At 66.3% G+C, this 14,333-nt stretch carries 12 protein-coding genes; 4 read left to right on the top strand and 8 right to left on the bottom strand.

Annotation, left to right across the window (positions count from 1 at the left end; genetic code table 11):
* Window positions 1-56: 56 nt before the first annotated feature.
* Complete coding sequence (locus tag ACQR0Z_RS13940) at window positions 57-1,250, bottom strand: PA0069 family radical SAM protein (protein WP_434918980.1); 1,194 nt, start codon at window positions 1,248-1,250, stop codon at window positions 57-59.
* Between the two features lie 191 nt (window positions 1,251-1,441).
* On the opposite strand from ACQR0Z_RS13940, the gene ACQR0Z_RS13935 reads away from it, so the two are divergent.
* The 3 genes from ACQR0Z_RS13935 to ACQR0Z_RS13925 all read left to right on the top strand — a co-directional run bounded on the left by ACQR0Z_RS13935 (window position 1,442) and on the right by ACQR0Z_RS13925 (window position 5,604).
* Window positions 1,442-3,859, top strand: coding sequence for a phosphoketolase family protein (locus ACQR0Z_RS13935; protein WP_434918979.1), 2,418 nt, complete (start codon window positions 1,442-1,444; stop codon window positions 3,857-3,859).
* Window positions 3,860-4,036: 177 nt separating this feature from the next.
* Complete coding sequence (locus ACQR0Z_RS13930; protein WP_434857043.1) at window positions 4,037-4,609, top strand: glycosyl transferase; 573 nt, start codon at window positions 4,037-4,039, stop codon at window positions 4,607-4,609.
* A gap of 65 nt (window positions 4,610-4,674) precedes the next feature.
* On the top strand, window positions 4,675-5,604 hold the full coding sequence (locus tag ACQR0Z_RS13925; RefSeq protein ID WP_434857044.1) for a bifunctional helix-turn-helix transcriptional regulator/GNAT family N-acetyltransferase: 930 nt from the start codon (window positions 4,675-4,677) through the stop codon (window positions 5,602-5,604).
* A gap of 188 nt (window positions 5,605-5,792) precedes the next feature.
* On the opposite strand, the gene moaB is transcribed toward ACQR0Z_RS13925, so the two are convergent.
* Window positions 5,793-6,353: a molybdenum cofactor biosynthesis protein B gene (moaB, locus tag ACQR0Z_RS13920; RefSeq protein WP_434918978.1), complete on the bottom strand. Its 561-nt coding sequence runs from the start codon at window positions 6,351-6,353 to the stop codon at window positions 5,793-5,795.
* A 13-nt stretch (window positions 6,354-6,366) separates the two neighbouring features.
* Window positions 6,367-7,293, bottom strand: a complete 927-nt coding sequence (ypfJ, locus tag ACQR0Z_RS13915) for a KPN_02809 family neutral zinc metallopeptidase (RefSeq protein WP_434857046.1) — start codon at window positions 7,291-7,293, stop codon at window positions 6,367-6,369.
* A 386-nt stretch (window positions 7,294-7,679) separates the two neighbouring features.
* Between ypfJ and ACQR0Z_RS13910 the strand changes: the two genes are divergently transcribed.
* Window positions 7,680-8,813 carry a site-specific DNA-methyltransferase gene (locus tag ACQR0Z_RS13910; RefSeq protein WP_434857047.1) on the top strand — a complete coding sequence of 378 codons (1,134 nt, stop codon included), beginning with the start codon at window positions 7,680-7,682 and terminating at the stop codon, window positions 8,811-8,813.
* Between the two features lie 3 nt (window positions 8,814-8,816).
* Here the strand turns inward: ACQR0Z_RS13910 and ACQR0Z_RS13905 are convergent, their stop codons facing one another.
* The 5 genes from ACQR0Z_RS13905 to ACQR0Z_RS13885 form a co-directional block, all read right to left on the bottom strand.
* Complete coding sequence (locus ACQR0Z_RS13905) at window positions 8,817-9,590, bottom strand: hypothetical protein (RefSeq protein ID WP_434918977.1); 774 nt, start codon at window positions 9,588-9,590, stop codon at window positions 8,817-8,819.
* Between the two features lie 579 nt (window positions 9,591-10,169).
* Window positions 10,170-12,701, bottom strand: a complete 2,532-nt coding sequence (locus ACQR0Z_RS13900) for an HWE histidine kinase domain-containing protein (protein WP_434918976.1) — start codon at window positions 12,699-12,701, stop codon at window positions 10,170-10,172.
* Window positions 12,698-13,291: a biliverdin-producing heme oxygenase gene (locus tag ACQR0Z_RS13895; RefSeq protein ID WP_434857050.1), complete on the bottom strand. Its 594-nt coding sequence runs from the start codon at window positions 13,289-13,291 to the stop codon at window positions 12,698-12,700. The genes ACQR0Z_RS13900 and ACQR0Z_RS13895 overlap by 4 nt, the downstream gene beginning before the upstream one ends.
* Before the next feature lie 140 nt (window positions 13,292-13,431).
* Window positions 13,432-13,872 carry a nuclear transport factor 2 family protein gene (locus ACQR0Z_RS13890; protein ID WP_434857051.1) on the bottom strand — a complete coding sequence of 147 codons (441 nt, stop codon included), beginning with the start codon at window positions 13,870-13,872 and terminating at the stop codon, window positions 13,432-13,434.
* A 26-nt stretch (window positions 13,873-13,898) separates the two neighbouring features.
* Window positions 13,899-14,324, bottom strand: a complete 426-nt coding sequence (locus ACQR0Z_RS13885; protein WP_434918975.1) for a nuclear transport factor 2 family protein — start codon at window positions 14,322-14,324, stop codon at window positions 13,899-13,901.
* Window positions 14,325-14,333: the final 9 nt, after the last annotated feature.

The following is a 14,333-nucleotide window of genomic DNA, read 5'->3' as shown; positions in this document are numbered from 1 at the left end:
GAGCGGACCTCAATTCCCCGCTATTCCCATCCGCCGAGTTCCGAATTGAGGTCGCCTCAGAACAGGCTCAACTGCTGCCCGCCGCCTTTCGGCCGCACGAAATGATCCGTGGTCAGCTTGGTCCGCCGCTTGTTCAGGCCGAGCTTCTCGCACGCGATCTCGAAGCGGCGTCCGATCATCCAGGCCATCGGTCCCGTGCCCTTCATGCGCGTGCCCCATTGCGAGTCGTAGTCGCGGCCGCCGCGCATGTCGCGGATCAAGGTGAAGACATGGCGATAGCGGTCCGGATAGTGCTCCAGCAGCCATTCGCGGAAAAGGTCGCGCACCTCCAGCGGCAGCCGCAACAGCACATAGGCCGCTTCCTTGACGCCGGCATGAGCAGCGGCATCGAGGATGCGCTCGATCTCGCTGTCGTTGAGCGCCGGGATCACCGGCGCCACCATCACCGTGGTCGGGATGCCCGCCTTCGACAGCGCCTGCAAGGCCTCCAGCCGCTTCGACGGCGTCGAGGCCCGCGGCTCCATGGTGCGGGCCAGCTTCGGATCCAGCGTGGTCACTGATATCGCGACCTTTGCCAGGTTCTTCTTGGCCATCCGCGCCAGAATGTCGGCATCACGCATCACCAGCGCCGACTTGGTGACGATTCCGACGGGATGGCCAACCTTTTCCAGCACCTCGAGGATGCCGCGCATGATCTTCCGCTCGCGCTCGATCGGCTGATACGGATCAGTGTTGGTGCCGATCGCGATCATCCGCGGCTCATAGCCGCTGGCGGCAAGCTCCTTCTCCAGCAGGGCCGGCGCCTCTGGCTTCACGAACAGCTTGGATTCGAAATCCAGCCCCGGCGACAGGCCGAGGAATGCGTGGGTCGGCCGCGCGAAGCAGTAGACGCAGCCGTGCTCGCAGCCGCGATACGGATTGATCGATCGGTCGAAGCCGATGTCGGGAGAATCGTTGCGCGTGATGACCTTGCGCGAGGTGTCGGTCGCGACCGTGGTCTTGAACGGCGGCAAGTCCTCGAGGCTCTGCCAGCCATCGTCGAAGACAACACGGGCCTCCGCCTCGTAGCGGCCGCTCGCATTGGATTGGGCACCCCGGCCGCGGCGCCGGCCCCGTTCGATGGCGACCGCGAGTTCGGGAAAGTCCTTGTCAGGACCAGTCGTATCAGGACCAGACGAAGGCGCGCCCACCGGCTCGGAGGGCACCGGGACCGGCGGGCGCTTGAGGGCATGTGAAGATGCTCGGCTCATGGCCAAGACATAGCACAAAAAGAGAACATAACAAGATCAAAATTGAACAAGCTCGGAGGATCGGTTCTGAGCCTGCGCAAGGCCAGCCATCACATTCCCGTTCTATGCTGCGGCCGCGTTGGAACGGGACGGTGCGGCGTTACTCTCCTGTACTCTCCCGCAGGCGCGAAACGGACGGCAAGCGAGGTCCCATGCAGCTCAGTTCTCCCCAACCGACCCTTCCCGCTGACGATCTCGACCTGCTCGACCGCTATTGGCGGGCAGCCAACTATCTCTCGGTCGGCCAGATCTATCTGCTCGACAATCCGCTGCTGCGCGAGCCGCTGAAGCCGGAGCACATCAAGCCTCGGTTGCTCGGCCATTGGGGCACGACGCCGGGTTTGAACTTCATCTACGCCCATCTCAACCGCGCCATCGTCGCCCAGGATCTCGACGTCCTCTATGTCTGCGGTCCCGGCCATGGCGGTCCCGGCATGGTCGCCAACACCTATCTCGAAGGCAGCTACAGCGAGATCTACCCCGATATCGGCCGTGACGCGGACGGCTTGCGAAAGCTGTTCCGGCAGTTCTCCTTTCCCGGCGGCATCCCGAGCCACGCGGCGCCGGAGACGCCGGGCTCGATCCACGAAGGCGGCGAACTCGGCTACGCGCTGGTTCACGCCTACGGCGCCGCGTTCGACAATCCCGATCTGATCGTCGCCTGCGTGATCGGCGATGGCGAGGCCGAGACCGGCCCGCTGGCGGCGTCCTGGCACTCGAACAAGTTTCTGAACCCGGCGCACGATGGCGCCGTGCTGCCGATCCTGCATCTCAACGGCTACAAGATCGCCAATCCCACCGTGCTCGGCCGCTTGGGCGATGCCGAGCTCAAATCCCTGTTCGAAGGCTATGGCTACGCGCCGTTGTTTGTCGAAGGCGACGAGCCCAAGGCGATGCACCGGCAGATGGCCGACGCGCTCGACGTCGCCCTCGCCAGCATCCGCTCGATCCAGCAGAACGCGCGCCAGCCGGATGCGGCGATCCAGCGGCCGCGCTGGCCGATGATCGTGCTGCGCAGCCCGAAGGGCTGGACCGGGCCTAGGGAAGTCGACGGCCTCAAGGTCGAGGGCTTCTGGCGCGCGCATCAGGTGCCGATCGCAAATCCGCGCGGCAAGCCGGAGCACCTCGCTCTGCTGGAAGCGTGGATGAAGAGCTATCAGCCGGAGACGCTGTTCGATACGAACGGCCGTCTCGTGCCGGAGTTGCAGGCTCTCGCGCCAAAGGGGACGCGGCGCATGGGCGCCAATCCGCATGCGAATGGCGGCTTGCTCAAGCGCGAGCTGAAGCTGCCGGATTATCGGGCCTTCGCGGTCGAGGTCACCTCACCCGGCGAGACCATCACCGAAGCCACGCGCGAACTCGGCAAGTTTCTGCGCGAGGTCGTGAGGCTGAACGCGGAGGCGAGGAACTTCCGCATCATGGGCCCGGACGAGACCGCCTCGAACCGGCTCGACGCGGTGTTCGACGTCACCGAGCGCGTCTGGATGGAAGGCATCGAGCCCTATGACGTCCATCTCGCCCATGACGGCCGGGTCATGGAGGTGTTGAGCGAACATCTCTGCCAGGGCTGGCTGGAGGGCTATCTGCTCACCGGCCGTCACGGCCTGTTCTCCTGCTACGAGGCCTTCATCCACATCGTGGATTCGATGTTCAACCAGCACGCCAAATGGCTGAAGGTCTCGCGCGAGCTGCCGTGGCGGCGTCCGATCGCGTCCCTGAACTATCTGCTGACGTCGCATGTCTGGCGGCAGGACCATAACGGGTTCAGCCACCAGGATCCCGGCTTCGTCGATCTCGTCGCCAACAAGAAGGCAGACATCGTCCGCATCTACTTTCCGCCGGACGCCAATACGCTGCTGTGGATCGCCGACCACTGCCTGCGGACCTATGACCGCATCAACGTCATCGTCGCCGGCAAGCAGCCCGCGCCGCAATTCCTCTCGATGCGGGAGGCCGCGGTTCATTGCGACGCCGGCATCGGCATCTGGTCGTGGGCCGGCACCGAGCGCGCCGGCGAGGAGCCCGACGTGGTGATGGCCTGCGCCGGCGACGTCCCGACGCTCGAGACGCTCGCCGCCGTCGACCTGCTGCGCCAGGAGCTGCCGGACCTCAAGATCCGCGTCGTCAACGTCGTCGACCTGATGACCCTGCAGCCACGGTCCGAGCATCCGCACGGCCTCAGCGATCGCGATTTCGACAGCCTGTTCACGACCGACAGGCCTGTCATCTTCGCCTATCACGGCTATCCCTATCTGATCCATCGGCTGACCTACAGCCGCACCAACCATGCCGGCATGCATGTGCGCGGCTTCATCGAGGAAGGCACCACGACGACGCCGTTCGACATGGTCGTCCTCAACGAGCTCGACCGTTTCCATCTCGCCATCGAAGCGATCGAACGGGTGCCTGGGCTCAGCGTCGCGGCGGCGCATGTGAAGCAGAAATTCCGCGACGCACTGATCGAACATGCCCGCTACATCCGGGCGCATGGCGAGGACATGCCGGAGATCCGCGACTGGGCGTGGACAAACAGCGCCGGTGGAACGACGCCGGCGCAGCCGGGCGACTGAACTAGCCGAGCGCGCATGTCTGCGCCAAGGCATCTTGAAATAGCACCCGCCGTGCATTGCCCGAACGGATCGCCGCGTGCCCGCTGCTGCAAAATTCCGCAGTGCAGCGGGCTGATTTGATTGTGACAAGATGCTAACAACCAGACCGGAGGCGCTGCAAACGAAGATGCCAGGTTCATGCTGAGCGTGATCATCCCGACCGAGGGCGTCGAGCAGACCGCCGTGGCCACCCTGTCCGCGCTGGTGCCGGGGGCCGCGGCCGGAGTCGTCACCGAGGTCCTGCTGGTCGACCGCTCCGCCGATTCCAGCGTGATGGAGCGCGTCGCCGACGTCGCCGGCTGCCACTTCATGAAGTTCGAGGGGTCTCATGCCGCCGCGCTCGCCGCCGGCGCCGCCAAGGCCCGCGCGCCCTGGCTGATGTTCCTTCCCGCGGGCGCCGTGCTCGATCCCGGCTGGATCGACGAGACCATGCAGTTCATCCAGAGCGTCGGGGCGGGCGGCCGGCCGCTCGCCGGCGTCTTCCGCTATGCTCGCTCACCCTACGCCCCTGTCAGCCTGCGCGACCGGCTGCGGGCGGTGAGCCGCGCTCTCTTCGGTCCGCTCGGCGACCAGGGCCTGCTGATCGCCAGGGACCACTACCGCCAGGTCGGCGGCTACAGGCCGGAGGCCAGGCGCCCCGAGACGCGGCTGCTGCGCCAGCTCGGCCGCTCCTCCCGCACCATGCTGCGCAGCCGGATCGTCATGATCTGAGCGCCGTCTCGATACTTGCCAAAGTCAACCATATGTTTGACAATGGCAAGTATTGGAGACGAGCCATGATTCCAGCGCCATCCGACACCCAGGTCACCGCCGTTCGCGCCTTCAACCGCTTCTACACCCAGAAACTCGGCGCGCTCGATCAGCACCTGCTCGACAGCCCGTTCTCGCTGGCCGAGGCCCGCGTGCTCTACGAGCTCGCCCATCGCGAGGCGGTGTCGGCCAAGGAGATCGGGACCTATCTCGGCCTGGATGCGGGGTATCTGAGCCGCATCGTGCAGAGTTTCGACGAAAAGGGCCTGATCACCCGGACGCCGCTGCCGTCCGATCGCAGGCAGCAGCAGCTCGCACTCACCGCGAAAGGACGGCAGGCCTTTGCCAGGCTCGACCGCAGCTCGCAGAAGGAGATCGCAGCGATGATCGCGCCGCTCACGCCGGCGCTTCGCGAGCGGCTGGTCGGCGCGATGGCGACCATCGAGAGCGCGCTGTCGCCCACGCCGCCGTCGCGCGCGCCGGTCCTGCTGCGCAGCCACCGGCCCGGCGACATCGGCTGGGTGATCGCCCGTCATGGCGCCGTCTACGCCGAGGAGTATGGCTGGAACGCCAGTTTCGAAGCGCTGGTGGCCGAGATCGGAGCGCAGTTCATCCGCAACTACGACCCGGCGCGCGAGCATTGCTGGATCGCCGAACTGGCCGGCGAGCCGGTCGGCTCGATCTTCCTGGTCAAGGGCGGCGACGACATCGCCAAGATCCGCTTGCTGCTCGTCGAGAAGTCGGCCCGCGGGCTCGGCGTCGGCCGGGCCCTCACCGAGCAATGCATCCGCTTCGCGCGCGAGAAGAATTACCGGACCATCGAACTGTGGACGCAGAGCATCCTGACGGCCGCGCGCGACATCTATGCCCGCGCCGGCTTTCGCAAGATCGCCGAGGAGCCGCATGCGATGTTCGGCGTGCCGCTGATGGGGGAGACTTGGCGGCTGGAATTGTAGACGCACGGCGCCGGCGGCCAGCAAACTGCGCTGAACCGCAACCACCGTCATTCCGGGACAAGGCCGCAGGCCTTGAACCCGGAATCTCGATATTGGTTTGCACGCGCCTGCAAGCTCGGGATTCCGGGTTCAATCGCCAGACGCGGCTGCGTCTGTCGATTGCCCCGGAATGACGGAGACATTCCCGGCTAAGCCGTCGCGCCCTGCGCCTTCGGCCGGCGCAGATGCTCGTCGAGGCGCGGCATGATCTCGACGAAGTTGCAGGGCCGCGTGCGGTAGTCGAGCTGGGCGGCGAGGATGCCGTCCCAGGCGTCGCGGCAGGCGCCGGGCGAGCCCGGCAGGCAGAAGATATAGGTGGCGCCGGCGACGCCCGCGGTGGCGCGGCTCTGGATCGTCGACGTCCCGATCTTGGCGTGGCTCAGCATGTGGAAGGCGATCGAGAAGCCGTCCATCCGCTTCTCGAACAGCGGCTCGATCGCCTCCGGCGTGACGTCGCGGCCGGTGAAGCCGGTGCCGCCGGTGGTGATGATGACGTCGACGCCGGGATCGGCGATCCATCCCTTCACCACGCCGCGGATCTTCTCGACGTCGTCGGTGACGATGTCGCGCGCGGCGAGCTTGTGCCCGGCCGCGGTCAGCCGGTCGCTTAATGTCGTCCCCGACTTGTCGTCGGCGAGCGCACGCGTGTCGGACACCGTCAGCACGGCGATGTTCAGGGGGATGAAGCTCTTGCTCTCGTCGATCGCCATCTCGCCAACACCCTTACAGCTGCGCGTTCGCGGCGAACGTATTGCAGGCCTGCACCGTGCCCTGCTGGTAGCCGATCATGAACCAGCGCTTGCGCTGCGCGGCCGAGCCATGCGTGAACGAATCCGGCACCACGCGCCCGGTCGCCTTGCGCTGCAGGGTGTCATCACCGATCGCGGACGCCGTCGTCAGAGCAGCGTCGATGTCGCCGTCCTCCAGGAAGCCCGGACGTTTCTTGGCTTCGCGATTGACCCAGACGCCGGACAGGCAGTCCGCCTGTAGCTCGACCTTGACCTGCAGCGCATTGGCCTCCGCCTTGCTGCCCGCCTGCTCCTGCATCCGCGTCACCCGCGGCAGGATGCCGAGCAGGTTCTGGATATGGTGCCCGGCCTCATGCGCAATGATATAGGCCGCGGTGAACTTGCAGGCATTGCCCTGGCAGCCGCGGAAGCGCGTCTCGACCTCGCGGAAGAAGTTGGTGTCGAGGAAGATCTGCCGGTCCGGCGGACAATAGAACGGACCCATCGCCGACTGCGCCATGCCGCAGCGGCCGCCATTGGTGCTGTTGCGAAACAGCACGATCTTGGGGCCGGTGTAATTCTGGCCCGAGGCCTGGAAGATCTCGCTCCAGCGGTCGTCGATCTCACCGAGCACGCCGGCGATCATGTCGCCCATCTCGTCCTTCGGGGCGCCGGTCTTGCCGGACGACCGGCGATCAGCCTGGTAGCTTGGCGCGCTGCCGTGGCTCAGCATCTCGGCGCCCCCGATCAGGATGCGCGGATCGATGCCGAAGGCGTAGCCGATCAGGCCGAGCACGATGATGGTGCCGATGCCGAGCCCGCCGCCGCCGATCGGCAGACCCATACCGCCGCCCATGCCGCCGCCGCTATCGTCGCGACGGTCGTCGATGTCGTCGCTGCGACGGAAATCATCGTAACGCATGGCGGCCTTTCCTCACTGTCCTTGCGCGGCTCTGCGCGAAATGCCTAACGCGGCAAACAGGTAAAATTTCCACTGTGTTAATCAATAACCCGGCGGGCAAAATTTGCCTAGCGTGGCGCGAAAAATCCGCCGCGCGCATGCCGGCCGAAAACCCGCGCGCCCGCGCGCACGCGGCTGAAAAGCCATTCACATCGCGACGTTGTGCGGCGAGCATCGTGAATGAACGCGCGTCTCGCCATGACCGGTGCGTGTGATGAACATGCTTGCTGAAATGCGAAAAATTTTCCCGGTTAAGTCCATTTTTACTTTGCCGGGTCAATGTGTGGGCAGTCGGTTGTTAGGTCCCGCGTCGCCGACAGCGTCGCCTGAGTCAGAGTTCTTGAGTCATGGTAGAGTCGCGTCGCGGGGCGTCTGCAAAGGCGCCCCGCACTAAATTCCAGCCCCTTGCAGAGCATCAAGTCATCGTCGGCGACTGCGTCGCCGAGATGTCGAAGCTGCAGGCCGCATCCGTCGACCTCGTGTTTGCGGATCCGCCCTACAATCTGCAGCTCAAGGGTGAGCTCAAGCGTCCCGACGAATCGCAGGTCGATGCCGTCAACGACGATTGGGACAAGTTCTCCTCCTTCGCCGCCTATGACGACTTCACCCGCGCCTGGCTGCTCGCTGCGCGCCGCGCAATGAAGCCGAGTGCGACGATCTGGGTGATCGGCTCCTATCACAACATCTTCCGCGTCGGCGCGATCATGCAGGATCTCGGCTTCTGGATCCTGAACGACATCGTCTGGCGCAAGTCCAACCCGATGCCGAATTTCCGCGGCCGCCGCTTCACCAACGCGCACGAGACCATGATCTGGGCGGCGCGCGACGAGAAGGCGAAGGGCTACACGTTCAATTATGAAGCGCTGAAGGCATCCAACGAGGATGTGCAGGCGCGCTCGGACTGGCTGATCCCGCTGTGCACCGGCGAGGAGAGGCTGAAGGACGGCGACGGCAAGAAGGTTCATCCGACGCAGAAGCCGGAAGGCCTGCTGGCGCGGGTGCTGCTGTCATCATCCAAGCCGGGCGATCTGGTGATCGATCCGTTCAACGGCACGGGCACCACCGGTGCCGTGGCAAAACGCCTCGGCCGCCGCTATATCGGCTTCGAGCGCGACAAGACCTACGCGGCAGCTGCCGAGCGGCGAATCGCCGCGGTCGAGCCGCTGCCGGAAGCGACGCTCGCGCCGTTCATGACCGCCCGCGAGGCGCCGCGCGTCGCCTTCTCCGAGCTGATCGAGCGCGGCATGATCTCGCCGGGCACCAAGCTCGTCGACTCCAAGCGCCGCCACGGCGCGCTGGTGCGCGCCGATGGGGCTATCATGCTCGGCGACAAGGTCGGTTCGATCCACCGCATCGGCGCGGTCGCCCAGGGACTGCCGGCCTGCAACGGCTGGACGTTCTGGCACGTCGAGACCAAAGGCGGCCTCAGGCTGATCGACGAGCTGCGCGCCGAGATTCGTTCCGAGATGAGCGCCGCCTGACGCTCAGCCGTTGCGGCGCGGCTGTCCCGAATAGCGCGCCAGCAGGTCCTCGACCTCGTATTGCTCGTCGTAGCGAGCATCGTCGCGCGGCACGACCTTGACCTGCCGCACGCCTGGCGGCCGGCGCTGCGCCAGACCCGGATAATAGTTCTCCACCGGCGGCAGGTGCATGCGGTCGAGCTGCGGCTCCTCCGGCCAGCGCGGCACGCGGCGCGCCGCCACCGGCTCGAGTCGAAGCTGGCGCCGGGCCCGCGCGCGGGCAAACAGCACGCTGGTCGAGAATCCGGCGACCGCGATGGCGCCGAGGAATGCGAACATCCGCGTCTTCGATGCGTCGTCTGCGGCCATGCCGATCGTCGCGGCCGGCGCCGCATCGGCTGCGGCGAGTTCCGGAGTGACAGTGGCGGTCGACGCCGGAGCGGGCTCGCTCGCTGCGGCGAGCTGATAGGACGACGCGCGGGGCGCCGGCTCGGCCGAGGATTGCAGCGCATCGGATGAATCGGGCCAGCGCGTCGCGACGGCCGATTCACTCGCGGACACGCGGGGGACCTCGGGCGCCGTCGTCACCGGCGCGGCTGCGACCGGTGCAGCCGCCATCGGTGCAGGCGCTGCAGCCGCAGGCGGCGCAGCGGGGAAAGCTGCAACGGACGGGAAGGCCGAGGTCGGCGGCAGCGACGTCGCGGTCGGCGTCGACGAGATGACCTTCACCTCGTCGCCGGACTCCCTTGACGACGACGTCTGAATTTCGGCCCGCGCATTGGCGGCCGTCGACGACAATTGCGAACGATCCCGGTGCGAGGCCAGCTTGCGCGTGACGAGAGACGCACCTTGCGATTCACGATCGTCCTCACGCAGATACCAACATTGCTTCTTGGTCGCACGATCGATCCGATAGAACCAATGCTTCCCCGCAGGCGTCGCCCCTGGCTTGGCCAGGCATTCGTCAGCAGCCGATGCCGGTGAAAACTCGATTGTCGCCGCCGCCGTCCCCGCCAGCACAGCGACAGCCACACACGGCAACAAATTCGCCGTTCGATTCGTCATCAGTCCTCCGACGATTCAACGCGCCCCCGATGGGCCGTTTCGGCGATGACTTCGTTCGGAATAAGGCTGCCGTGGTTCCATTTGTCGAAACAATGTTAGAACAGCGGTGTACCTTTGATGCGTTCTAATATTTTCGGGCTGTTTTGTCGCAGCAACAGCCGGAATAGGCGTCGAAGTCTCCGTCCATCGGCGGGTGTCGCAGTTGCGACAACACGCGGATGTGAGCTGGAGGACGGCCATCGCGTCCAACCTTACGATGAGATGTTGCATGCCAGCGTCGCGCAACGCGTGGAAACGCGCACGCATCGCCGTTCATGTCAGCTTCGACAGCGCCTTCTCGACGAGTTCGCGCGTGTACGGTTTCTGGATCACCGGCGCGTCCGAGAGCTCTGCGGGAATCGGTGCGCGCTCGCCATAGCCGGTGGCGAACATGAAGGGCACGCCGAGCTCCTTCAATTTGTGCCCGACAGGGAGGCTGCTCTCCGCGCCCAGGTTGATGTCGAGCAGCGCAAAGGTCGGCACCGCACGCTCGATGGCCTTGAGCGCCTGGCTCACCGATGCGGCCGTGTCGATATGACGCGCGCCCAGTTCGAGCAGGATCACCTCGGCACCCATCGCGATGATCAGATTGTCCTCGACGATGAGAACGTTGCCGGCCAGGCGCGGCGTCTGCTCCTCCGCAGGCGCGACACGCAGCAGCGCCCCGCCCATCGCCTGCACCATCTGCACGAAATTGGCGGGGATGACGAAGCGCGCCTGCACGCCGAGAAGGTCGAAGCGAATCTCGGCATCGCCCTTGAGATCGAACGGCACCGAACGCTCGATGATGGTGGTGCCGAAGCCGCGCCGCGACGGCGGCTGCACCGGCGGCCCACCGCTTTCCTTCCAGTCGATGACGAGGCTCGACCCGGAGTCGAGACGCCACAGCACCTCGACCTGTCCGGTCGAATCGGCCAGCGCGCCGTATTTCGCCGAATTCGTCATCATCTCGTGCACGACGAGCGCGAGCGTCGCAAACGCCTTGGGGTCGAGCGCGACGTCCGGGCCTTCCATGCGCACACGCCCTGCGCGCGAGCCGAGATAGGCGCCGGCTTCGGATTCGAGCAGCGAGCGCAGCGCGACCGGGGCCCAGTTCAGGTTCGTGATCTGGTCATGCGCGCGCGCCAGGGCCTGGATGCGGCCGCCGAGCACGGCGGCGAAGTCCTCCACAGAGGTCGACGTCTCCTTGCTCTGCGCGACCAGCCCGCGCACCAGGCTGAGGATGTTGCGGACGCGGTGATTGAGCTCGGCGATCATCAGCTCCTGCCGCTCCTGCGCGCCGCGGCGCTCGCGCGCGGCGAGCTCCGACAATTGCAGGATGACTTCCAGCAGCGTGACGCGCAGGCTCTCTGCGATGCGCAGGTCCGCGGCGGTCCATGGCTTCGACTGGCCGGCCACCGTCTGCTGCCAAAGTTCGAAGCTCTTGCGCGGCGTCAGCCGCGGCCCGAGCGGACCCTCGGCATAGGTCTTGTTAGGATCGCCGGCCCAATTGACCGAGCGCAGCACCTCGCGGCGGAAGAAGATCAGGCAATCGCGCGGCGCGCGCGAGATCGGGATCGCCAGGAATCCGGCGGCGCGATCGCGGAACGCCTCGCCCGCCGCATAGACCTTGGCGATCTCGGCGCTGGCGCAGATGCGGCCCGGCGATGTCCTATTGATGAAGCCGATGAGGTCCTGCACCTCATCCTCGGTCGGCGTCTCGCCGTCGAGCGTGATCTCGTCGTCCGACCACACGGCCAGGCCGTCGCATTCGATCATCTGGCGGTAGTCGGCGACGAAATCGAGGATCGCCCGCTTGCTGTGCGCCAGCGCGGCGGCGCGCTCGATCAGCCGCTCCTGGATCTGGTGCGCCCGCGTCTCATAGGCGACATCGGTCTCGCGCTCGCGCGCCTCGAGCAGCCAGGAGTACATCTGCCCGAACAGCTCGGCCGCGGTGCGCTTCTCGAACGACAAATGGCGCGGCGAATAATGGTGGCAGGCGAACAGCCCCCACAGCTTGCCGTCGCGCAGGATCGACACCGACATCGAGGCGGCCACGCCCATGTTGCGCAGATATTCGATGTGGACCGGCGACACCGCGCGCAGCACGCTCATCGACAGATCGAGCAGCCCGGCATTGTGCGCCGGCATCGACGTCAGCGGCGACGGCGTGGCGTTGATGTCGGCGATGATGCGCAGCCAGTTGCGCTGGTAGAGCTGCCGCGCCTGGCGCGGAATGTCGGACGCCGGATAATGCAGGCCGAGGAACGGCTCCAGGCCGGAGCCCGCGGTTTCTGCGATGACCTCGCCCGACCCATCCGGATGGAAGCGATACACCATGACGCGGTCGAAGCCGGTCAGGAGCTTGAGCTGGCGCGCGCCCTCCTGCGCAAGCTCGGCCATGCCCGCCGTCTTGCGAATGCGGCCCAGCATCAGCCGCACCAGCTCGCCGGAATTGACGCCGGTCTCGATCAGGCTCGGCTCCGCCTCGACCACCAGGTAGGCGCCCGAGAAGTGGATCGCGAGATCGAACAGCCGGCCCTGCCCTTGCAGATCGATGCCGAACGCGCGCTCGACCGCGTCCGGTCCGCTCAGATAGTCGACCCGCGCACGGATCGTCGCCACCGCGGCCTCGGAGAGGACGACGTCGAGCGGCCTGTGCAGCAGCCAGCCGAGATCGCCGCCGAGGAAATCCGGCGCATTCTCCGAGGCCATGCAGATCGTGAAATCGGACACCAGCGCGAGCAGGAAGCCGAACGGCTGCACGTTGCCGGGGACATGGATCGGCTCGCGATCGCAATTGGTGAGGTTGACAGGCTCGTTCATGATGCGGCCATCGCGGTCGCAAACACCGCGAACGCCTCGCGCGCGCTTGTCATCACCCTGATGTCCTCGCCTGGCGGAAGCCGCTCTGCGGCAAGCACCGACAGGAAGCTGCGCCACAGCCCCTGCCCGGCGCCATGACGCAGATAGCGCGTGGCGCGTCGCACCCGGGGATCGGGCGACGCCGCCACGATGCGCAGCAGATACACGGCGCCGAGACGCGACCCTTCCAGGACATAGAGCGTGCCGAGGACGGCGGAACGGTCGAGCGGCCGGGCTGGCAGCTCCATCGGAGCGGCGCGGCCGTTGAGCTCGGCGAGATCGGCGCAGATCGCCTCCGAGCGCCGCCGCCGGGTCCAGTCGCCGAGCATCGCGCCGGCACCGGCGCGGTCGAGCATCTGCTCCAGCGGCAACAGCGCGGCCGCGCTCGCCTGCAGGAACCGGCGATAATCCGCGGTGGTCGTCAGGTCGAAGCGGCTGAGGCGCTCGTCGAGGGCATGGTGAGCCGCTGCCGTGGCGGCCCTCAATCTGTCGCGAATGCCCTCGTTGCCGTCAGCGAGAAATGGGTCATCGGAAATGGCTGCCAGCGACATCAAGGGGCTCAGAAAAAGGAAAGGGGCCGCAGGCGCGCCACGGCCTCATGCAACGTCACTGGAACGGGTGGGTTCCCGCTCCAGCTCGCTTTTTTCTGGCACGATGATGCGGCCCTCCGCCCCGGGTTCCGGTCGCCGCCTCAGCGGTCGTCGCGCAGGGCCGCCGACGGTGGCGGCCCCAGCGCGGTCTCGATCAACAGCGTGTCGCAATACTCCACCCATTCGGTGATGCGGCCATTGTCGAGCCGGAGCACGTTGCAATAGTCGTTCTCATAGGCGCGGCCATCGGTGGTCGTGTTGCGGCCGCGCGCCTGGACCACGACGTGGTCGCCGTCCGCGATCAGCCGTACCGGGATGGTGGTGATGCGGCCGAGCCGCGCCCGCAGCGGCGCGAACAATTCGGCGAGAACGGTCTCCTTGCCGTCATAGCTGCGCGACCACGATCCGCTGCCCATGATGACGAAACGGAAATCGTCCGCGAGATGCGCCAGCAGCGGCTGCGGGTTGCTCCTGGCCAGTTCGTCGAAGACGTGCTGCACGATCTGCTTGTTGTGCCGGCTTGTGGTGTCCACGGTGCTCATCGGTGCGTCTCCCCCGGCTCTTGCCATCAGCTCGCCTGCCGCAGCGACGCTGGGTACGATCCCAGCACCGCCTCCGTCAGTGCGGAATCGCAATATTCGCGGATCTCGACGATGCGCCGCTCGTGCAGGCGAAAGATCAGGCAGTAGTCGTTGTTGTAGGCCTGCCCGGCCTTGGTGCGCATCTCCCCCTTGCCTTCGACCACGACGAGATCATCCTCGGCGATGAAGCGGTGGGGAACGGTGCGGCGGCCCTCCGCCAGCAGGCTGGCGAGGTGGCCATGGAGATTGCGCAACAGCGCCTCCTTGCCCCTGATGGTCTGCGACCATGAATATTGCCCCGTGATCACCATGGTGACGTCGTCGGCGATCGCCGAAAGATAGGCCGCGCGGTCGCCGGCGGCGGCCTTCGCGAGCAACTCCTGCATCCATTGCTTGTTGGCGCTGGCTGTCATGAGATCGTT

It is taken from the genome of Bradyrhizobium sp. HKCCYLS3077, from assembly GCF_051167555.1.
GTDB lineage: Bacteria > Pseudomonadota > Alphaproteobacteria > Rhizobiales > Xanthobacteraceae > Bradyrhizobium.
Note: the sequence above shows the minus strand (reverse complement) of the source record. Positions and strands in the feature narration are given on the sequence as shown.